Consider the following 20,554-nt stretch of genomic DNA (forward strand, 5'->3'; position numbering starts at 1 on the left):
TTGTTTTACAGAAATTAAAGTGATAGCAATCACATAAAACCACCGTTATTGGGCGAAGTGTGACCGTTATCATATTAAAAGACCTTTTTTATTTGAAAATGACCTCATGAGTTCATTCACACACCCCTAATTATTCAAGAGACGCTGTTGCGGCGGGCTGAGAATAACGAGGACGTCGGCACAGGAACTCACCCGGTTGACGGTCTGGTGAGTCATGCCAACCGCACGCCTGAAATGCTGAACACGCTTCTGAACTGATGAGGATGCTATGGGAAATACAACAATACAAACGCAGAGTTTTCGCGCGGTGGATGTCGGTCAACGTCAGCGCTACATTATTCCATTCGCCTTGCTGTGCTCATTATTTTTTCTTTGGGCTGTCGCCAACAATCTCAATGATATTTTGCTACCCCAGTTTCAACAGGCCTTTACATTAACTAACTTCCAGGCGGGTCTGATTCAGTCGGCATTTTATTTTGGTTACTTTGTCATTCCGATCCCCGCCGGAATATTGATGAAAAAACTCAGTTATAAAGCCGGAATAATTACCGGGTTGTTTTTGTATGCGTTCGGCGCCGCGTTATTCTGGCCCGCCGCAGAAATTATGAATTATACTTTATTTCTCATCGGACTTTTTATTATTGCCGCCGGTCTCGGGTGTCTTGAAACGGCAGCAAACCCTTTCGTCACGGTATTAGGCCCGGAAAGCGGTGGCCACTTCCGTCTCAATCTGGCGCAAACCTTTAACTCTTTCGGCGCCATTATTGCCGTTGTATTTGGGCAAAGTCTTATTTTGTCTCATGTGCCACATCAATCGCCGGAGGTGCTCGATAAAATGGCGCCCGAGCAGCTCAGCGCCTATAAACACAGCCTGGTCTTGTCGGTCCAGACCCCGTACATGATTATCGTCGCCGTGGTGCTGCTGGTCGCTCTGCTGATTATGCTGACAAAATTTCCGGCGCTGCAAAGCGACGACCACAATGAAAGCGAACACAGCTCCTTCGTGGCCTCATTCAGCCGCCTCGCCCGCATTCGCCACTGGCGCTGGGCGGTCCTGGCGCAGTTCTGCTACGTCGGCGCGCAAACCGCCTGCTGGAGCTATCTGATCCGCTATGCCATTGAAGAGATTCCCGGCATGACCCCAGGTTTCGCCGCCAACTACCTGACCGGCACGATGGTGTGCTTCTTTATTGGCCGCTTTAGCGGGACCTGGCTTATCAGCCGCTTTGCCCCGCATAAAGTCCTTGCCGCCTACGCCCTGCTGTCGATGGTGCTGTGCCTGATCTCCGCCCTGAGCGGCGGGCATATCGGCCTGCTGGCTCTGACGCTGTGCAGCGCGTTCATGTCCATTCAGTACCCGACCATTTTCTCGTTGGGGATCAAGAACCTGGGACAGGACACCAAATACGGATCGTCGTTTATCGTCATGACCATTATTGGCGGCGGGATCGTCACGCCGGTGATGGGCTTTGTCAGCGATGCCGCCGGCAACATCCCCACCGCTGAACTGGTTCCGGCCCTGTGCTTTGCCATCATCTTTATTTTTGCCCGTTTCCGTTCACAAGCGGCAACGAACTGAACATTTTCCGAATAACGTGAGGAGTCTGTAATGAAAAGAATCAGCTTACCAAAAATTGGTATTCGCCCGGTGATTGACGGACGTCGGATGGGTGTACGCGAGTCGCTGGAAGCGCAGACCATGAATATGGCAAAAGCCACCGCTGCGCTGATTAGCGAGAAGCTCCGTCATGCCTGCGGCGCGCAGATCGAGTGCGTGATTGCCGACACCTGCATCGCCGGTATGGCGGAATCCGCCGCCTGTGAGGAGAAGTTCAGCCGCCAGAACGTCGGCGTGACGATCACCGTCACCCCTTGCTGGTGCTACGGCAGCGAAACCATCGACATGGATCCGCTGCGCCCGAAGGCCATCTGGGGATTTAACGGCACGGAGCGCCCCGGCGCCGTCTATCTGGCCGCCGCGCTGGCCGCCCACAGTCAGAAAGGGATCCCGGCGTTCTCGATCTACGGCCATGATGTCCAGGATGCCGACGACACCACCATCCCTGCCGACGTTGAGGAAAAACTGCTGCGTTTTGCCCGCGCCGGGCTTGCCGTTGCCAGTATGAAAGGGAAAAGCTATCTCTCCGTGGGGGGCGTTTCGATGGGCATCGCTGGCTCCATCGTCGACCATAACTTCTTTGAATCCTGGCTGGGGATGAAGGTCCAGGCGGTTGATATGACCGAACTGCGCCGCCGCATCGACCAGAAAATCTATGATGAAGTTGAGCTGGAAATGGCGCTGGCCTGGGCGGACAAAAACTTCCGCTACGGCGAGGACCAGAACGCGCAGCACTATAAGCGCGATGAAGAACAGAGCCGCGCGGTGCTGAAAGAGAGCCTGCTGATGGCGATGTGTATTCGCGACATGATGCAGGGCAACGAGAAACTGGCAGAAAAAGGGCTGCTCGAGGAGTCGCTGGGCTACAACGCCATCGCCGCCGGCTTCCAGGGCCAGCGCCACTGGACCGATCAATACCCGAACGGTGACACCGCCGAGGCGCTGCTCAACAGCTCCTTCGACTGGAACGGCGTGCGTGAGCCTTTTGTCGTCGCCACCGAGAACGACAGCCTCAACGGGGTAGCGATGCTGATGGGCCACCAGTTGACCGGTACCGCGCAGGTGTTTGCCGACGTGCGCACCTACTGGTCGCCGGATGCGGTTGAGCGGGTGACCGGTCAGCCGCTCACCGGGCTGGCGGAACATGGCATTATTCACCTGATTAACTCGGGCTCCGCCGCGCTGGACGGCTCCTGCCAACAGCGGGATGAAGAAGGTAAACCAACGATGAAACCGCACTGGGAGATTTCGCAGAAAGAGGCGGATGCCTGCCTGGCGGCAACCGAATGGTGTCCGGCGATTCATGAATACTTCCGCGGCGGCGGCTACTCTTCGCGCTTCCTGACCGAAGGCGGCGTGCCGTTTACCATGACCCGCGTCAACCTCATCAAAGGTCTGGGGCCGGTGCTGCAAATTGCCGAAGGCTGGAGCGTCGAGCTGCCAAAAGCGATGCACGACCAGCTGGATGCCCGCACCAACTCCACGTGGCCCACCACCTGGTTTGCCCCGCGCCTCACCGGCAAAGGCCCGTTTGCCGACGTCTATTCGGTGATGGCCAACTGGGGGGCTAACCATGGCGTGCTGACTATCGGCCACGTCGGCGCTGACTTTATTACCCTCGCGGCCATGCTGCGGATCCCGGTCTGCATGCATAACGTGGAAGAGGGCAAAATCTACCGGCCATCCAGCTGGGCCGCCCACGGCATGGATACGGAAGGCCAGGATTATCGCGCCTGTCAGAACTACGGCCCGCTGTATAAACGTTAATGCGGCTTTGCCCGGTGGCGCAAGCTTACCGGACCTACGGGCACATCAGCCGTAGGCCGGATAAGCGCAGCGCCATCCGGCGACGTTTATGGAGTTATTATGAAAAATGAAGTCATCCTCGTCCTCGACTGCGGCGCCACTAACGTGCGGGTTATTGCCGTCGACCGTCAGGGGAAAATTGTCGCCCGGGCCTCAACCGCCAACGCCAGCGAGCGCGCCGCGGAGAACCCCGCGTGGCACCAGTGGTCGCTGGAGGCTATTCTGCAACGCTTCGCCGACTGCTGTCAGCGCCTCTCGGCCGAACTGGCCGCGTGCCGGATTCGCGGCATCACGGTGACCACCTTCGGCGTTGACGGCGCGCTGGTCGATGAGCACGGCGCACTGCTCTACCCGACGATCAGCTGGAAATGCCCGCGCACGCTCGCGGTGATGGAGAACATCGGACGGCTGATTGCCCCGCAGCGCCTGCAGGAGATCGCCGGCGTCGGGGCATTCAGCTTCAATACCCTGTATAAACTGGTGTGGCTGAAGGAACATCACCCGCAGCTACTGGCAAAGGCGCACGCCTGGCTGTTTATCTCCTCGTTGATCAATCACCGTTTAACCGGGGCCTTCACTACCGATATCACTATGGCAGGCACCAGCCAGATGCTGGATATTCATCAGCGGGATTTCAGCCCCGAGATTCTGGAAGCTACCGGGATACCGCGTCGTCTGTTCCCTACGCTGGTCGAAGCGGGAGACAGGATAGGTTCGCTCCGCTACGATGCCGCCGCGCGGCTGGGACTCCCCGCCGGCCTCCCGGTGTTCTCCGCCGGTCACGACACGCAGTTTGCGCTGTTTGGCGCCGGTGCCCAGCAGGATGAACCGGTGCTCTCCTCCGGAACCTGGGAAATCCTGATGGTACGTACTGGCGAGGTCAACACCGCCTTGCTTAGTCAGTATCCCGGCTCAACCTGCGAGCTGGACAGCCGGGCCGGGCTGACAAATCCCGGGATGCAGTGGCTGGCCTCCGGGGTGCTGGAGTGGGTTCGTCAGCTGCTGTGGACGCCCCAGACGCCCTGGCAAACGCTGATTGATGAGGCGCGGCTGATTCCCGCCGGCGCAGAAGGCGTGAAGATGCAGTGCGATCTGCTGGCCTGCCAGAATGCGGGCTGGCAAGGCGTCACGCTCAATACGACCCGCGGCCATTTTTATCGCGCGGCGCTGGAGGGGTTAACCCGCCAGCTGAAAAATAACCTGCGCACCCTGGAAAATATCGGCCACTTTAAGGCCAGAGAACTGCTGCTGGTCGGCGGCGGCAGTCGCAACGTGCTGTGGAATCAAATCAAAGCCGACATGCTCGAGATACCGATTAAGGTGCTGGATGACGCCGAAACCACCGTGTCAGGGGCTGCGATGTACGCCTGGTCAGGCGCCGGCGAGTTTGCCAGCGCCGGGCAGGCCCGCTCACAGGTCCACTATCAGTACCGCTACTTCTACCCGCAAACCGAACCCGAACTGTCAGAGGGAGTATGAAATGTTAAAAACGATCTCTCCGCTCATTTCCCCTCAACTCCTCAAGGTCCTGGCCGAGATGGGCCACGGGGATGAGATTATTTTTTCTGATGCGCACTTCCCGGCCCACAGCATCGGGCCTCAGGTGCTGCGCGCCGATGGCCTGCAGGTTAGCGATCTCTTACGCGCGGTCATTCCGCTGTTTGAGCTCGACAGCTATGCACCGCCGCTGGTCATGATGGCGGCGGTCGAAGGCGATACGCTCGACCCGCAGGTGGAAATGCGCTATCGCGACGCGCTCTCACCACAGGGTCCCTGTCCGGATATCGTCCGTATCGACCGCTTTGCCTTCTATGAGCGGGCGCAAAAAGCCTTTGCGATCGTTATCACAGGCGAACGCGCTAAGTACGGGAATATTCTTTTAAAAAAAGGGGTAACGCCGTAATCTCATGCCGGAGCGTCCGCCTGATGCGGACGCTCATCGAATGACAGGGTGAGAACATGAAAGCGGCACGCCAGCAAGCGATAATAGACCTGCTGATCAACCATAGCAGCCTGACGACGGAAGCCTTATCGCTACAGCTCAACGTCAGTAAAGAGACGATTCGTCGCGATCTGAGCGAGCTACAATCGCGGGGAAAAGTGCTGCGTAACCACGGTCGGGTCAAAATCATTCATCGGGAAAGCCAGGACAGCGGCGATCCTTTCCATATTCGCCTCAAAAGCCACTATGCCCATAAAGCGGATATCGCCCGCGGCGCCCTGGCCTGGATTGACGAAGGAATGGTGATTGCCCTCGACGCCAGCTCCACCTGCTGGTATCTGGCCCGCCAGCTGCCGGATATCAACCTGCACGTCTTTACCAACAGCCAGCCGATTTGCCAGGAGCTGAGCAAACGCGAAAACATTCAGCTCACCTGTTCCGGCGGCACGCTCCAGCGCAAATATGGCTGCTACGTCAGCCCTTCGCTGATCTCTCAGCTCAAATCGCTGGAGATCGATCTGTTTATTTTTTCCTGCGAAGGCATCGATAGCCACGGCGCGCTGTGGGATTCAAATACGGTGAACGCCGATTTTAAATCGCTGCTGCTCAAACGCGCGGCGCAATCGCTACTGCTGATCGACAAAAGTAAGTTTAATCGTTCGGGGGAGGCCAGTATTGGTCACCTGGATGATGTGACACACATTCTTTCGGATGCGCAGATAGCGGCAAAATAGCCGGCGAGGCAAGAGAGAAGAGAGCCCGGATAACGAAGCCGTTATCCGGGACGCGACGCGGGCTTAGCGTTCGTCGCGACGACCGCCAACGGCCGCCCACAGGCGACGGACGTGAACGGTCACCTCTTCACGATCGTGATACAGCTGGCGCGCCTGGATCTGGGCATTAATCCCGTGTTCATCCAGCTGCTCCTGGATATAGGCGAGGTTGCGCGACAGCTCTTCATAGCGCTTTTTCATCGGCAGCTTAAGGTTAAAGATGGTTTCCCGGCACCAGCCGTTCACCAGCCATTGCGCCATCAGCGCCGCCACTTTCGCCGGTTTCTCCACCATATCGCACACCATCCACGAGATGTTGTTGCGCGTTGGGCGATACTTGAAGCCATCTTCACGCAGCCAGGTCACCTGCCCGGTATCCATCAGACTCTGCGCCATCGGGCCGTTATCCACGGAGGAGACCCACATGTTGCGCTTCACCAGTTGATAGGTCCAGCCGCCGGGGCAGGCCCCCAGATCCACCGCATACATCCCGTTGCCCAGACGCTCGTCCCACTCATCTGCCGGGATAAAGACGTGAAACGCCTCTTCCAGCTTCAGCGTAGAACGGCTCGGCGCATCAGACGGGAACTTCAGACGCGGGATCCCCATATAGAACGGCGAGTTGTTGGTGGTGTACGAGTAACCGGTATAGCAGCAGCCGGGGGCAATAAAGAACACATGCACTACCGGGCGCTTCGGTGTTTCATAGTTGGTGAGCACGCCCGCTTCACGCAGCGCAGCGCGCAGCGGAACCGTCAGTTTACGGCAGAACTTCATCAGCTCTTTGCTTTCATTGGTATCGGCCACTTCCACCCGCAGATCGCCGCCCTTCTCGACCACGCCCTGCAGCATCCCGACAATCGGCGTGATGCGATCTTCCGGCGGCAGGTCGCGCAGCAGTTCACCGGCCACAAACATCTGACGGGCGAAAACCAGCGAGCTGAACGGCAGTTCACGCACCAGTTTGTCGCCATCTTCCATCTGATAGCATTCAAAAATGACATAGCCAGAGTCTTCTTTCACTCGGGCAAAACCAAACACCTCAAGGCGGGAGGCCTTATCGGTAATTTCTGCTGCGCACTCCTTCTCAAACCCGGGGCGACAATAGAGGACAACCTTATTCATGAACAACGCCCTTACGTTTCAGACGAATTGCACCAATTAACATTAAAACCCAACCGGCGAGGAAGCTCACGCCTCCTACCGGCGTTACGAACGCCCACAGGCGTAAATGCGACAGCGCCAGGCAATAGAGACTGCCGCTGAACAAAACGGTACCGAGCGCCATAAAGACGCTGCTCCAGTAGAACCAGATACTGATACGGCGCTGCATCGCCACCGCCAGACCAAAAATAGCCAGCGTATGGAAGGCCTGGTATTCAAGCCCGGTATGAATCCAGGCCATTTCCGCCGCGCCTAACGTCCGGCTTAAAACGTGCGCGCCAAAGGCGCCCAGAGCAACAAAGACGAAACCGCTTATCGCGGCAAATATCAGCATAAATCGGCTGGTCATGTTTTTACCCTACAATCATTTATTGTTCGTAACGAAAACGAAATTTTTCTTGTTCGCTCGCCGCTTTCGCCAGTATCCATTGTCGGAAGGCGGCTATTTTACCCAGTTCAGCCTGACTGTCATGACAAACGAGATAAAACGCATTCTTACTGACCAGAACATCATTAAACGGGCAGACCAACCGGCCGGCCTCGATTTCGGACTGGGACATCACATTATTGGCCAGTGCGACCCCTTGCCCGTGAATAGCCGCCTGCAGCACCATCGCGCTGTGGCTGAAAATAGGCCCCTGCTGCACATTAATATGGCTTAGACCAAGCTGACGGGTATAAGTTTGCCAGTCGCGGCGGGAAGCATCGTGCAACAGCGTATGTTGCGCCAGATCCGCAGGTGTTTTCAATGCTTTGTCACCGGTCAGCAGCGCCGGCGAACAGACGGGCAGCAGATATTCGGCGTACAATTTTTCGACGCGCAGACCTGGCCAGTTGCCGCGGCCATAGAAAATCGCCACGTCGACGTCATCCGCCAGTTTGTCTTCCTGACGGTCCACGGCCTGGATTCTGACATCAATCCCCGGATAAGCTGAGTTAAAGCTTGAGAGTCGCGGCACCAGCCACTGGATCGCAAAACTGGGCAATAAACTCACCGTTAAGGCCCCTTTCGCGCTTCGCGCCTGCAGTTTACGCGTCGCCTCGGTCAGCTGCGAAAAAATCTCTTTAATATCCTGAAAATAGCTCTGGCCTTCTTCCGTCAGCAGCAGCGATCGATTGCGGCGGCGAAACAGCTTCAGCCCTAGAAAATCCTCTAGTGACTTGATTTGGTGACTTACTGCGGCCTGCGTCACAAAAAGCTCATCTGCTGCGCGAGTGAAGCTTAAATGACGTGCGGCTGCATCAAAAACACGTAATGCATTCAGGGGCGGTAATCGCTTTGACATGGTTATTCTGGCTTAGATGTTAAGGCGTTTTAACAAACAGGAAACAACAGTTAACCTATTAGTTTTTTTTATCTGAGCCATTATAATTTGTCCGTTGAGGTTCTACCAGCAAATACCTATAGTGGCGGCACTTCCTGAGCCGGAACGAAGAGCTTTTTTTGGAATGCGTGTTCCAACAAGCTTTTGGCTTACGGTTGTGATGTTGTGTTGTTGTGTTTGCAATTGGTCTGTGTTTGCAGACCATGGTAGTTAAGCTACCCTTTTCACTTCCTGTACATTTACCCTGTCTGTCCATAGTGATTTAATGTAGCACCGCAACAAGCGGTGCTTTTTTTTGCCTGTCTGCCGCCGCGCTGACCAGAATCTCCTCCTCTCTTCCTTTCGCCAGCCTTGCCCTGATGACTAAATTGCGCGACGATCGTCGTATTGCAACGAGGAACTCCATGAACGCATTCAATCCTGCTCACTTTCGCGCCCAGTTTCCTGCGCTGGCCGATGCCGGCGTTTACCTTGATAGCGCGGCGACGGCGCTGAAGCCGCTCGCCACGATCGACGCCAGCGACCAGTTTTACCGCCTTAGCGCGGGCAACGTTCATCGTAGCCAGTTTGCCGCCGCGCAGCGCCTGACTGAACGCTATGAAAATGCCCGTGAGCGCGTGGCGGCGCTGCTGAATGCCCCGTCCGCGAAAGATATCGTCTGGACGCGCGGCACCACCGAAGCCATCAATATGGTGGCGCAGAGCTATCTTCGCCCGCGCCTGCGGCCCGGCGATGAAATCATCGTCAGCGAAGCGGAGCACCATGCCAACCTGGTTCCCTGGCTGATGGTCGCAGAGCAAACCGGTGCCCGGATCGTGAAGCTGCCCATCGGAGCCGATCGCCTGCCCGACGTCGCCCTCCTGCCTTCTCTTATTACGCCGCGCAGTCGGCTGCTGGCCATCGGCCAGATGTCCAACGTGACCGGCGGCTGTCCGGACCTGGCGACGGCAATCCGCCACGCACACGACGCCGGAATGGTGGTGATGGTTGACGGTGCTCAGGGGGCGGTGCATTTTCCCGCCGACGTTCAGCAGCTGGATATCGATTTTTATGCGTTTTCCGGCCATAAGCTGTACGGGCCCACGGGAATTGGCGCGCTGTACGGCAAAAGCACCCTGCTGGATGCCATGTCGCCGTGGCTCGGCGGCGGCAAAATGATTACTGAAGTCACGTTCGAAGGTTTTAAAACCCAGCCCGTACCCTATCGTCTGGAGGCCGGGACGCCAAACATTGCCGGCGTCATTGGCCTGAGCGCGGCGCTGGAGTGGCTGGAAGAGACCGATATCGCCCAGGCCGAAAGCTGGAGCCGTAGCCTGGCGACGCTGGCGGAAGATGAGCTGGCGAAGCGGCCAGGCTTTCGCTCCTTCCGCTGTCAGGAGTCCAGCCTGCTGGCGTTTGACTTCGCCGGCGTACATCACAGCGATATGGTAACCCTGTTGGCGGAGTCGGGTATTGCGCTGCGTGCCGGACAGCACTGCGCCCAACCGCTGCTGGCGGCCCTGGGCGTTAGCGGTACCTTGCGCGCCTCGTTTGCCCCCTATAATACTCAGGATGATGTTTTCGCGCTGGTTCATGCCGTTGACCGCGCCCTGGAAATACTGGTGGATTAATGACGACTTCTCACCCTTTTGGTACCCGCATCACCGCAGAGACCTTACGCCAGACGTTTATCCCGCTCAGCCAGTGGGAAGATAAATACCGCCAGCTGATTTTATTGGGTAAGCAGCTGCCTGCGCTGTCGGATGACCTGAAAGAACGGGCGAAGGAGATTGCCGGCTGTGAAAACCGCGTCTGGCTGGGCTATAGCGTTGATGCTGACGGTAAGCTGCACTTCTTCGGCGATAGCGAAGGCCGGATTGTGCGCGGTATGCTGGCGGTGCTGTTGACTGCCGTTGAAGGGAAAAGCGCCAGCGCGCTGCTGGCACAGGATCCGCTGACGCTGTTTGATGAGCTGGGGCTACGCGGTCAGCTGAGCGCCTCGCGCAGTCAGGGGCTGAGCGCGCTGAGCGCAGCGGTGCTCGCCGCCGCCCGCGAGGGGTAATTTCTCTTTTAACCTCCCCCGGTGGCGCTACGCTGACCGGGGCTACAAGTTCGATGCAACCGGCAAGCCCGGACAGCTGCGCTGCACCACCTTCGGGAAACCCAGTTCAAGACCTGCAACCCCCGGTGGCGCTGCGCTGACCGGGGCTACAAGTTCGAAGCAACCGGCAAGCCAGGACAGCTGCGCTGCACCACCTTCGGGAAACCCAGTTCAAGACCTGCAACCCCCGGTGGCGCTACGCTGACCGGGGCTACAGGCTACAGTCGGCGCCATACCGTCGCCCGGGCAAGGATTGACCCCGCTGCCCGGGAGAGTTACCCGGCAGAAGCCGCCTCACGCTCCGCCTTCGCCAGCATTTTCTTCAGCGCATGGGACACGGCGACAAAACCGAAGGTCGCGGTGACCATCGTCGCTGCGCCAAATCCGGAGGCGCAATCCATTCGTTTCGGGCCATCGGCGGTGCTCTTCATCGCGCAAACGCTGCCGTCGGCCTGCGGATAGACCAGCGCTTCGGTGGAAAAAACGCAATCCACGCCAAGCTTACCTTTGCTGTTCTTGACCACCCCGAACTGACTCTTCAACCGCTCGCGCAGCTTTGCCGCCAGCGGATCCTGAATAGTTTTCGCCAGATCGGCTACCTGAATCTGCGTCGGGTCGATTTGCCCGCCCGCGCCGCCGGTGGTCACCAGCGGCACCTTATAACGGCGACAGTAGGCGATTAACGCCGCCTTGGGCCGTACGCTGTCAATCGCATCGATCACATAGCTGAAGCCGACGCCGAGATACTCCGCGACGTTTTCCGGCGTGACAAAATCGTCCACGACCGTCACCCGACACTCGGGGTTAATCAGACGAATACGCTCGGCCATCACCTCGGCTTTCGCCAGCCCGACGTTGCCCCCCAGGGCATGAACCTGTCGGTTAGTGTTAGTGACGCAGACATCATCCATATCAATCAGGGTAATCGCGCCAATCCCGGTTCTTGCCAGCGCTTCCGCCGCCCAGGAGCCCACGCCGCCGATACCGACCACGCAAACATGCGCGTCGGCAAAACATTGCAGCGCTTTTTCACCATATAAACGCGCCGTGCCGCCAAAGCGTTGACGCCAGGCATCGCTGATTACAACAGACATAAAACCTCAGAATGCATCAGGGCCTGCCAGCGCAAGCCCCATCGTGCGAATAAAAGATCAATGCGACCGCCTGGCGCTCCCGGAGACGGCGCGTTGCGCCGGTCCGGGCGACAAAATATCAGACGGTAGCGCGTTAACCGCTAAAGACGTTGCCGGCGCCCGGGGCATTTTTCAGCACCCAGACGCGACCATAGTGGTTATACCATCCGGCACGGTGACCGGCATCTGCGCCGATCCCCTGGTAGATATCGAAGTGCTGGCCTTTAATCGCCCCACCCACATCCAGCGCAACCATCAGACGCAGCTCGTACTGCCCGTTAAACTTGCCGTTATTATCCAGCAGAGGCACTTCCGCCAGCAAGGTCGTTCCCGGCGGAATAATGCTGCGGTCAGAAGCCACCGAGGCGCGACCAATCAGTGGCACCGCGCTGGCGCCTTTTACCGGGGCAAAGGACTGCGGTTTAAAGAAGACGAACGACGGATTCTGTTCAAGCAGCTCGCGAACTTCGGCTTCACTATGTTTCTCGCCCCATTCACGGATCGCCTGCATCGACATATCTTCTTTCTTCACTTCACCGCGATCGATCAGGACCTTACCAATGCTGCGATACGACCAGCCATTTTTCCCGGCATAGCTAAAGAAGTTCAGCGGAGAGCCGTCGCCAAAATCGATATAGCCGCTGCCCTGCACGTCCATAATAAAGTTGTCCATCAGCGAATTGCTGTAGGCCAGAATATAGTCGTCGCTCAGGGCGCCGGCATAAATGCTGGCGCGGGACGGCAGCTTACCGCGCTTCGGCGGCATGCGATAAATCGGGTACTGGAATTCGCCCTGGCGAGTATGGCGCGCCTGCACCACCGGAGTGTAGTAACCGGTGAACTGAACGTTGCCATAGCTATCGGCCCCCTGCATCTGCCAGGCATCAATGCCGAACTGGCTCAGGGTGCGGGTATCGCCACCGGCGCGCAGCCACTCCTGCAGCGCGTTATAGACGTTGCTCTGGCTATTATAAAGGCGCGGTGAGGCGCTGCGAATCTGACGGACCTGCTCGGAGAAGTCCCCGGCGTTAATCGGCGAACCGACCGCATCAGGCTGGTTAACCAAAGAGAACGGCTGGGTAAACTTCCCTTCATTATACTGCTGACCGCGATCGGTCGGTTTTGAGGAACAGGCGGCGAGCATCGCCAGCATTGCTCCCGTCGCTATATACTTTGCCCAACATCCTTTCATGGTATCTCTTCTTTATGCTGCTTAGTCGCGGTTCGTGATGAGGGAAGATAACAAACCCCCAGGGCTATTGAAATGCGCGAAAGCACCACAAATACAATCTTGCTCAAAAAACAAGCCGAAAGTGGTTCTTTATACACCATTTATTACAAATTTGATGATTTTACTGAAAAAGGGTTGCATCAAAACGCGAGCGGAGTATAGTGCGCTTCCACGGACGCGGGGTGGAGCAGCCTGGTAGCTCGTCGGGCTCATAACCCGAAGGTCGTCGGTTCAAATCCGGCCCCCGCAACCAATTAAAATCAGATAGCAGTAAGCTTTACTCGATGGAAGAGTAAAGACGGACGCGGGGTGGAGCAGCCTGGTAGCTCGTCGGGCTCATAACCCGAAGGTCGTCGGTTCAAATCCGGCCCCCGCAACCAATTTAAAATCTGATGCATAATTTACTCGATGAAGAGTAAAGACGGACGCGGGGTGGAGCAGCCTGGTAGCTCGTCGGGCTCATAACCCGAAGGTCGTCGGTTCAAATCCGGCCCCCGCAACCAACACAATGAACACCCTGACGGGTGTTTTTTTGTTTCTACGTACCGGTCACGGTCACGCCAGCAATACTCTCTACTCTTCTTCCCCGCCGCCAGTCAGGCGCGATGGATACCCGTCACGTTAATACTGACCTTTTCTTACCACGATGATGTCAGATGCGCCATCGCCTCCCCTTGCGGAGCGGAAATGGCGCACGATGCTAAACATGGCAAATAGCCGGACTTACAGCAGCGCCAGCAGGAAAATCAGCTCGCCCAGCTCAATCGCCGCCCCCAGCGTGTCGCCGGTTTGCCCGCCCAGGGTGCGTTTCAGCAATTGCCCAAGAACAAAAATGGCCACCACGGCGATCCCCAACGCCGCCACGCCGTGCATGCCGGGTAGCAGCATGGCGGCCAGAATTGCCGCTACGCCTAGCGTCACGCAGGTTTGTCGCCCGCTTACTTTGCCGATAAATACGTTACCCAGACCTTCTTCGCGGGCGTAACGATGGCGATACATCAGCAGCACGGCGACGCCACGTCCGGCGGCACAGGCGGCCGCCAGCGCGGCCAGCACCGACGTTCCACGCAGCGCCAGCTCGCTGACAACCAGCACTTTTGCCAGTAATACAAAAATGAGCGCCAGCCCGCCGTGGGTCCCCAGTCGGCTGTCGCGCATAATCTCCAGCATCCGTTCCCGACGCCGGGCGGAAAAAACGCCGTCGCAGGTATCGGCGAGGCCATCGAGGTGAAAACCACCGGTCAGCAGCGCCAGCGCTAAAATGCTAAACAGCGCCGCAAGCGGAAGACCACACCAGGATTGAACGGCAAGAAATACCAGCCCGCTCAACCCTCCCAGCAGCGCCCCGACCAGCGGGAAAGTGACGATTCCCCGGACATACCGATCGATCTCCAGCCCCTGCGACCAGCGATCCGGCACCGGTAAGCGACTGAGAAAAGAGAGCGTAGCCCAGAATAATTTGATCATTTAATTTTGACTCCAATACCTGATACCACCAGCCAGACCTCATCCGCTGCCGCAGCCAGGCGCTGGTTAACCCGGCCGGCAATATCGCGAAAATGCCGCGCAAGGCGGTTTTCCGGGACAATCCCCATCCCCACTTCATTGGTGACCAACACCACTTTTGCCGGGCAGCGCTGGCACGCGGCAATCAGCGAGTGGATCTCCTCGTCTATGATCCGCTCCATTGCTGCATAATCCCAGTCGTCCGGGGAGCTCTCGCCCCCCTGAGCAAACAACATGTTGGTCACCATGGTCGTCATACACTCCAGCAGCACGGCTTCTTGCGGATCGTTACGCGGCGTAATGACCTCATCGAGATGGTGCCAGCGTTCGACGGTGCGCCAGTGCGCCGGGCGGCTATCGCGGTGGTGCTGGATCCGCTGCGCCATTTCGTCATCCACGATCTGCGAGGTCGCGAGATACAAAACCTGCGGTGAATCGGCGATGAGCGCCTCGGCGTGGCGGCTTTTCCCGCTGCGGGCGCCGCCGGTAACCAGAATCAGCATGATGGCTCCTGATGCTGCTGCATGATGTGGTAAATCTTTTCGATATCAATATGCTGGCGCATGGCGTCGGCCAGGATATCGAACTGTTGCGATTTGTATTGCGCATAGTGAAGAGTGGCATTCAGCGCCTCCAGCCCTTTGCGCCGACGCAGGCCGTTGACCAGCGCGCGGGTGAAATCATCGCTGTCGAACAGGCCGTGCAGATAAGTGCCGAATACGAGTCCGTCATCCGTCATTGCGCCATCCGCCACCAGCTCACCCTGTTTCTCCAGCTGCATCAACGGACGACAGCTCCCGTTAAGAGTCGTTTTCCCCATATGAATTTCGTAACCTCGCACCCGCAGAGCAGACGCTCCGGCCAGCCAGTCCGGCAGCGCGTTCGCCATTGTCGCCTCGACCTGAGTGGTGGTTTTATGTCGGGCAAACTGCGTCACGGTATTGAGCAGACCGAGGCCGGGCTGCGTCCCGAGGCCGGATTCCACCTCATCGACAATTGTCTCGCCCAGCATTTGATAGCCGCCGCAGATCCCCAGCAGCGGAATCCCCTGCTGATGCGCCTGCAAGACGCCCGCCGCCATCCCACAGTCGTGCAGCCACTGCAGATCGCCCAGCGTATTTTTACTGCCGGGCAGGATAACCAAATCGGCCTGCGCCAGCTCCTGCGGGCGTCTCACGTAGCGCACGCGGACATCCGGCTGCGCCGCCAGCGCGTTGAAATCGGTGAAGTTTGAGGTATGGGGAAGCTGCACGACCGCGATGTCGATCTCGCGCTTCGCGGTGCTCAGATACTTCCCTTTCTGCAGCGCCACGCTATCTTCATCCTCCAGATCGACCTCCAGCCACGGCAGCACTCCCAGTACGGGGACGCCGGTTAATGCTTCGATCTGTTCGATTCCGGAATAGAGTAGCGCGATGTCGCCGCGGAATTTATTGATGATCACCCCTTTCACCCTGGCGCGCTCCTGCTCCTCAAGCAGCGCCAGCGTCCCGTAGATCGCGGCAAAGACGCCCCCTCTGTCGATATCGGCAACCAGGATCACCGGGCACTGCGCCATCTCCGCCATCCCCATATTGACGATATCGCGATCGCGCAGGTTGATCTCCGCCGGGCTACCGGCCCCTTCCAGCACCAGCACATCATACTCCTGCGCCAGGCTGCGGTAGACCGAGAGGATCTGTTCGCGCAGGCGCGGTTTATACTCGTGGTAGCTCACCGCATCCATATCGGTCGCCACTTTGCCCATCAGCACCACCTGAGCTTTCAGGTCGCTGGTGGGTTTCAGCAAGACAGGATTCATCCGCACGTCGGGTTCGATACCGGCGGCTTCGGCCTGAAAGATCTGCGCCCGGCCCATCTCTTTACCGTCTGCCGTGATCCCCGAATTAAGCGCCATATTCTGCGATTTAAACGGCGCCGTACGCCGGCCATCCTGATAAAAAATGCGGCATAAACCGGCCACCAGCACGCTTTTACCTACATCGGATGCCGTTCCCTGCAACATGATTGCCTGCGTCATGAGGCCTCCTCGTTCGCGTTTTCTCGCATTATTCTCCCATCCTGCTCTGTTTTATGCTGCTACTGCCCCGCTGCCAGAAGGCCATGCGGATCTCTTTTCAGGCCATCCCTGTCCATAGATACCGCGCGGCCATAAACATCACCAGCGCCAGCGTCGAGGCGACCCACATCAGACGCAGGGCACGGGGAATATCCTCGACCGAAATATCGCGTACGGCGTCGCCAATCCAGGGTTTGTCCACCCGCTGGCCAAAATAGTCATTCGGGCCGCCGAGTCGGACGCCTAACGCGCCGGCGACGCTGGCTTCCGACCACGCGCAGTTGGGGCTGCTGTGTTGATAGCGATCGCGCCAGCCAATACGCAGGGCGCCCGCGCCATCATAGCGACATAGCCACGCCGCGAGGCTGAACAGCAGCCAGCTCAAACGCGCGGGAATACAGTTCGCGACATCGTCAAGGCGGGCGCTGACCATACCAATAGCGCGATATTTTTCATGTTTATACCCCACCATGGAGTCGAGGGTGTTGACCGCTTTATAGGCCATCGCCAGCGGCGCGCCGCCCAGCAGCAGGAAAAACAGCGGCGCAATAATGCCATCGACGGTGTTTTCTGCAACCGTCTCCACCACCGCGCGATTTATCTGTTCAGGCTGGAGCTGTGAGGTCTCGCGCCCGACAATCCATGATAGCTTTTCCCGGCTTAGCGTCACATCGCCCGCACGCAGCGGGCGTTCGACTTCACGAGCGGAATCCGCAAGGCAGCGGCCGGCCAGGACCGTAAAGATCATCCACACTTCAACGCCCCAGCCTAGCCAGGGATGGAGACTTGCCGCCAGTTTCAGTACGCTCCAGGAGAGGAGCCAGGTCAGACCGACCACCGTCAGCCACATCAGCGCGCCGCCGATGCGCAGCGCGCGGTCGCGATGGCAATAGCGGCGCACGATACGTTGAGTCAAGGTGATGAGATTGCCGATCCAGCGCACCGGATGCGGCCAGCGCGGCGGGTCGCCGATGATAAAATCGAGCATCCAGGCCACGCACCAGGCAAGTAACGTCATCGCCCGGGCCTCGTTGCCGCCCGCCAGCGGGCGGCAATGGATGAATGGAGTCGTACCGCCATACCCTGTTCCTGTTCAGAGTGGTCGGGGTGTAAAGGTGCGCCTGACGCCGTCTTGCGACGGCACGCATCTGAGCAACCCACTTCCCACCGAAGTTGTTGGTAATGACCGACAGGCAGGTTTTCTGGCTTAGCGTCATCCTCGCCCGCCCTTCCCGGATTCGCGGCCGGTGGTATTTACGGGGTTGTCAGCATCACAGCAGCGGGGGCTGCGGAGGCGTTTCACCCCCTTCCCTTGCACCTGTTGGTTACCCTGCTGCATCCGGACTCTCGTCAGATCGGGTGTCTGAAGCAACAGGCGGGCTATTATGCCATACGGATGAGCCGGTCGCTTGCAGTCAGAGGGGGGCGGAAAGGATGGCGCTGAGCGCCGTAAGCAGCCGTTGATTCTCCTCAGGGCTGCGAATCGCCACGCGGTAATAACCGTTTCCCAGTCCCGGATAGTTAGCGCAGCTGCGAATCAAGATATGCTGCTGCAGCAACGCCTGCTGCAGCTCGGGCTCCGGGAGATGGCAACGTAAAAAAAGATAGTTCGCCCGCCCCGGATACACGGTCAGGCCAGGAAGCTGACGGAGAGCCTGATAAAATCGACTTCCCTCCTGCGCCAGCCATCGCCAGGTGGCCTGCTGATAGGCGCTATCCTTGAGCGCTATTTCCCCTGCCAGAGCGGCAAACGCGTTGATCGACCACGGCATTTGTTTTTCGCGCAGGCGGGCCACCGCCCGTTCATCGCTGTTAACCAGATAGCCCAGACGCAGGCCGGGAATGGCGTAGAATTTGGTGAGTGAGCGGAGCACCCAGATATGCGGATTATGCTGTAGAAAGGGGATAAATCCCGGCTGGTCAGGAATGAAATCAATAAACGCTTCATCAAGAATAAGCGCGATGCCGGCGTCCCGGCAGCGGGCGGCAATCGCGTCAAGCAGCGGGCGTGCCGGCAGCAGGCCGGTCGGATTATTGGGCGTACAGAGGAACAAACAGTCCAGCTCTGGCGTCAGCACATCGAGAATCGCGTCGGTCAACTGCCAGCCATCCTCTTCACGCAGCGCGAACTCGAGGAGAGTGCAATCGACCGTCTGCAGCGCGCGGCGATATTCTGCAAAACCAGGTTTCACCACCATCGCCGTGCGCGGCTTCAGCCCGTGAACGAGCGTAAAAATGGATTCGGTTTCGCCATTGCCTGCCAGGACCCACGATGCGGGAATACGGTGGTGCTCCGCCAGCGCAAGGTGCAGCTGCTGGTATTCAACGTCAGGGTAGCGCTCCGCCAGGGCAAGATTATCGATAAGCGCCCGTCTGACGCTCTCGGGCATGCCAAGAGGATTAATATTGGCGCTGAAATCCCGCAGCTGCTGCGCCTCAATGCCCAGCAGCGCAGCGGCTTCTCGGGTATTACCGCCGTGCACGCTCTTCAGTAGCGCCATCTCCCGCTCCCGTGTTATCCGCGCCTTGCCAGCGTGGCGCCATCGGCGAAGTAGGCTTTAATCCCCGCCAGTATCGACTCAGCCACCTGCTGCTGGAAAGTCGCCGTTTTCAGCTTACGCTCTTCTTCTACGTTACTGATAAACGCCGTCTCCACCAGGATCGACGGAATATCCGGCGCTTTCAGCACCGCGAAGCCCGCCTGTTCGACCTGGTTTTTATGCAAATTATTGATTTTTCCCATTTTTTGCAGCACCGCTTTACCAAACTTCAGGCTATCGGCGATGGTCAGCGACTGCACCATATCGAACATCGCATGGTCGACATAGCGATCGCCGCTCTTGCTGACCCCCCCGATCAGGTCAGAGGCGTTCTGGGTCTGCGCGAGGAATTTCGCGGCGGTACTGGTGGCCCCTTTGGTCGACAGGGCAAATACCGATGAGCCTCGCGGCTGTCGGCTGGTAAAGGCATCGGCGTGAATCGAAACGAACAGATCGGCGCGCTGCTTTTGTGCTTTGGCCACGCGAACCTTCAGCGGAATGAAGACATCTTCATTGCGGGTCATGTAGGCGCGCATGTTGCCCTCTTTTTCGATCAGCGCCCGTAGCCGACGAGCAATCTGCAGCACCACATCTTTCTCACGGGTATGGTATTTGCCGATCGCGCCGGTGTCTTCGCCGCCGTGGCCCGGGTCAAGCATGATCACAATAGGTCGGTCGCGCCCGGCTTTACCCGGCTTCGGCCCGCTTTCTGCCGGCGGGACCTGACGGTCGAGATCGCCTTTGTTGTAATCTTCCAGTAACGCCAGCAGCGGATCCTGAACATCGGTGGCGGTCGCAGGATAGAGATCCATCACCAGACGTTCTTTAAAGCCGGCCACCGGTGCCAGGGCAAAGAGCTGCGGCTTGATGTTCTGTTTGAGTTCAAAGACCATGCGCACGGTTTGCGGATCAAACTGGCCGACGCGCGCGGACTTAATATAAGGGTCATCATCGCGAATACTCGCCCCCATGCCTTTTAGCACGGAGTTAAGATTGACGCCTTCCAGATCCACCACCAGCCGTTCCGGATTGCTCAACGCAAACTGCCGATATTTCAGCACATGACTGGATTCTACCGTAACGCGCGTATAGGTTGACGACGGCCAGACGCGTACGGCGACGACCTGCGCGGCGGCCGCTAAACCCAGCGGGCTGACGCTCATTAACCACATTGCGCCCGCCCCCTGTAAAAAACGACGGCGGCTTAATCCTGACTTGTATCCCGGCATGCCACTCCCAAGCAATAAAACGTATTCGTACTCAAAACAGACAGATTGACCGGAAACTTTAACGAAAGCTGCATAACCTGTCATCAATAAAAGGGTAAACAATCTTAGGCAGTACGCATTTGATCACAGATTTTTATCAGTTTCGTCG

18 protein-coding genes, 3 tRNA genes and 1 riboswitch are annotated in these 20,554 nt (G+C 58.0%); of the genes, 10 read left to right on the plus strand and 11 right to left on the minus strand.

All coding sequences use genetic code 11. The features are described from left to right. Nucleotides 1–268 precede the first annotated feature (268 nt). The 5 genes from fucP (at nucleotide 269) to fucR (ending at nucleotide 6,100) form a co-directional block, all read left to right on the plus strand. Nucleotides 269–1,579 carry an L-fucose:H+ symporter permease gene (fucP, locus tag ROR01S_RS04995; RefSeq protein ID WP_054829051.1) on the plus strand — a complete coding sequence of 437 codons (1,311 nt, stop codon included), beginning with the start codon at nucleotides 269–271 and terminating at the stop codon, nucleotides 1,577–1,579. Between the two features lie 30 nt (nucleotides 1,580–1,609). Next, nucleotides 1,610–3,385: an L-fucose isomerase gene (gene fucI / locus ROR01S_RS05000; RefSeq protein ID WP_015585850.1), complete on the plus strand. Its 1,776-nt coding sequence runs from the start codon at nucleotides 1,610–1,612 to the stop codon at nucleotides 3,383–3,385. A gap of 99 nt (nucleotides 3,386–3,484) precedes the next feature. Then, the gene (fucK, locus tag ROR01S_RS05005) at nucleotides 3,485–4,903 is read left to right on the plus strand and encodes an L-fuculokinase (protein WP_004867030.1); all 1,419 of its coding nucleotides are present in this window, start codon (nucleotides 3,485–3,487) and stop codon (nucleotides 4,901–4,903) included. Nucleotide 4,904: 1 nt separating this feature from the next. Further along, nucleotides 4,905–5,327: an L-fucose mutarotase gene (fucU, locus tag ROR01S_RS05010; protein ID WP_004867032.1), complete on the plus strand. Its 423-nt coding sequence runs from the start codon at nucleotides 4,905–4,907 to the stop codon at nucleotides 5,325–5,327. Between the two features lie 56 nt (nucleotides 5,328–5,383). Further along, a complete protein-coding gene (gene fucR / locus ROR01S_RS05015; protein WP_004867034.1) occupies nucleotides 5,384–6,100 on the plus strand; it encodes an L-fucose operon activator in 717 nt (238 codons plus the stop codon). A 63-nt stretch (nucleotides 6,101–6,163) separates the two neighbouring features. Here fucR and rlmM read toward each other — a convergent pair whose 3' ends face one another. From rlmM to gcvA, 3 genes are read right to left on the minus strand one after another with little or no spacing between them, the layout of a single operon-like run. Further along, nucleotides 6,164–7,264 carry a 23S rRNA (cytidine(2498)-2'-O)-methyltransferase RlmM gene (gene rlmM / locus ROR01S_RS05020; RefSeq protein ID WP_004867036.1) on the minus strand — a complete coding sequence of 367 codons (1,101 nt, stop codon included), beginning with the start codon at nucleotides 7,262–7,264 and terminating at the stop codon, nucleotides 6,164–6,166. Then, nucleotides 7,257–7,652: a DUF423 domain-containing protein gene (locus ROR01S_RS05025; protein ID WP_004867038.1), complete on the minus strand. Its 396-nt coding sequence runs from the start codon at nucleotides 7,650–7,652 to the stop codon at nucleotides 7,257–7,259. The genes rlmM and ROR01S_RS05025 overlap by 8 nt, the downstream gene beginning before the upstream one ends. Nucleotides 7,653–7,671: 19 nt before the next feature. Beyond that, nucleotides 7,672–8,589 (minus strand): glycine cleavage system transcriptional regulator GcvA, encoded by a 918-nt coding sequence (gene gcvA, locus ROR01S_RS05030; protein WP_015585849.1) that lies wholly within the window; start codon nucleotides 8,587–8,589, stop codon nucleotides 7,672–7,674. A 443-nt stretch (nucleotides 8,590–9,032) separates the two neighbouring features. Here gcvA and csdA point away from each other — a divergent pair, with 443 nt between their 5' ends. Both csdA and csdE read left to right on the plus strand, forming a co-directional pair. Further along, a complete protein-coding gene (gene csdA, locus ROR01S_RS05035) occupies nucleotides 9,033–10,238 on the plus strand; it encodes a cysteine desulfurase CsdA (RefSeq protein ID WP_064359164.1) in 1,206 nt (401 codons plus the stop codon). After that, complete coding sequence (gene csdE, locus ROR01S_RS05040) at nucleotides 10,238–10,669, plus strand: cysteine desulfurase sulfur acceptor subunit CsdE (RefSeq protein WP_004867043.1); 432 nt, start codon at nucleotides 10,238–10,240, stop codon at nucleotides 10,667–10,669. Before csdA ends, csdE begins: the two co-directional genes overlap by 1 nt. 314 nt (nucleotides 10,670–10,983) lie before the next feature. On the opposite strand, the gene tcdA is transcribed toward csdE, so the two are convergent. Both tcdA and mltA read right to left on the minus strand, forming a co-directional pair. Then, nucleotides 10,984–11,802, minus strand: a complete 819-nt coding sequence (gene tcdA, locus ROR01S_RS05045) for a tRNA cyclic N6-threonylcarbamoyladenosine(37) synthase TcdA (protein ID WP_004867045.1) — start codon at nucleotides 11,800–11,802, stop codon at nucleotides 10,984–10,986. A 133-nt stretch (nucleotides 11,803–11,935) separates the two neighbouring features. Next, nucleotides 11,936–13,033, minus strand: coding sequence for a murein transglycosylase A (gene mltA / locus ROR01S_RS05050; protein ID WP_004867047.1), 1,098 nt, complete (start codon nucleotides 13,031–13,033; stop codon nucleotides 11,936–11,938). A gap of 215 nt (nucleotides 13,034–13,248) precedes the next feature. On the opposite strand from mltA, the gene ROR01S_RS05055 reads away from it, so the two are divergent. The 3 genes from ROR01S_RS05055 to ROR01S_RS05065 all read left to right on the plus strand — a co-directional run bounded on the left by ROR01S_RS05055 (nucleotide 13,249) and on the right by ROR01S_RS05065 (nucleotide 13,575). After that, nucleotides 13,249–13,325: transfer RNA gene (locus ROR01S_RS05055), tRNA-Met, on the plus strand. 50 nt (nucleotides 13,326–13,375) lie between these two features. Continuing rightward, a tRNA-Met gene (locus ROR01S_RS05060) sits at nucleotides 13,376–13,452 on the plus strand. 46 nt (nucleotides 13,453–13,498) lie between these two features. Then, nucleotides 13,499–13,575 (plus strand) — tRNA-Met (locus tag ROR01S_RS05065). 220 nt (nucleotides 13,576–13,795) lie between these two features. On the opposite strand, the gene cobS is transcribed toward ROR01S_RS05065, so the two are convergent. The 6 genes from cobS to amiC form a co-directional block, all read right to left on the minus strand. Then, nucleotides 13,796–14,539, minus strand: coding sequence for an adenosylcobinamide-GDP ribazoletransferase (cobS, locus tag ROR01S_RS05070; protein WP_004867049.1), 744 nt, complete (start codon nucleotides 14,537–14,539; stop codon nucleotides 13,796–13,798). Beyond that, nucleotides 14,536–15,081, minus strand: a complete 546-nt coding sequence (gene cobU / locus ROR01S_RS05075) for a bifunctional adenosylcobinamide kinase/adenosylcobinamide-phosphate guanylyltransferase (protein WP_004867051.1) — start codon at nucleotides 15,079–15,081, stop codon at nucleotides 14,536–14,538. The genes cobS and cobU overlap by 4 nt, the downstream gene beginning before the upstream one ends. Then, nucleotides 15,075–16,598 carry a cobyric acid synthase gene (locus ROR01S_RS05080; RefSeq protein ID WP_032718183.1) on the minus strand — a complete coding sequence of 508 codons (1,524 nt, stop codon included), beginning with the start codon at nucleotides 16,596–16,598 and terminating at the stop codon, nucleotides 15,075–15,077. Before ROR01S_RS05080 ends, cobU begins: the two co-directional genes overlap by 7 nt. 97 nt (nucleotides 16,599–16,695) lie before the next feature. Beyond that, on the minus strand, nucleotides 16,696–17,655 hold the full coding sequence (gene cbiB / locus ROR01S_RS05085; RefSeq protein WP_048024937.1) for an adenosylcobinamide-phosphate synthase CbiB: 960 nt from the start codon (nucleotides 17,653–17,655) through the stop codon (nucleotides 16,696–16,698). 157 nt (nucleotides 17,656–17,812) lie between these two features. Beyond that, nucleotides 17,813–17,974: riboswitch (cobalamin riboswitch) on the minus strand. A gap of 78 nt (nucleotides 17,975–18,052) precedes the next feature. After that, nucleotides 18,053–19,138 carry a threonine-phosphate decarboxylase CobD gene (gene cobD, locus ROR01S_RS05090; protein ID WP_064359165.1) on the minus strand — a complete coding sequence of 362 codons (1,086 nt, stop codon included), beginning with the start codon at nucleotides 19,136–19,138 and terminating at the stop codon, nucleotides 18,053–18,055. A 14-nt stretch (nucleotides 19,139–19,152) separates the two neighbouring features. After that, nucleotides 19,153–20,406, minus strand: coding sequence for an N-acetylmuramoyl-L-alanine amidase AmiC (gene amiC / locus ROR01S_RS05095; protein WP_064359166.1), 1,254 nt, complete (start codon nucleotides 20,404–20,406; stop codon nucleotides 19,153–19,155). Nucleotides 20,407–20,554 lie beyond the last annotated feature (148 nt).

The sequence above is a fragment of the Klebsiella ornithinolytica NBRC 105727 = ATCC 31898 genome, assembly GCF_001598295.1.
Classification (GTDB): domain Bacteria; phylum Pseudomonadota; class Gammaproteobacteria; order Enterobacterales; family Enterobacteriaceae; genus Klebsiella; species Klebsiella ornithinolytica.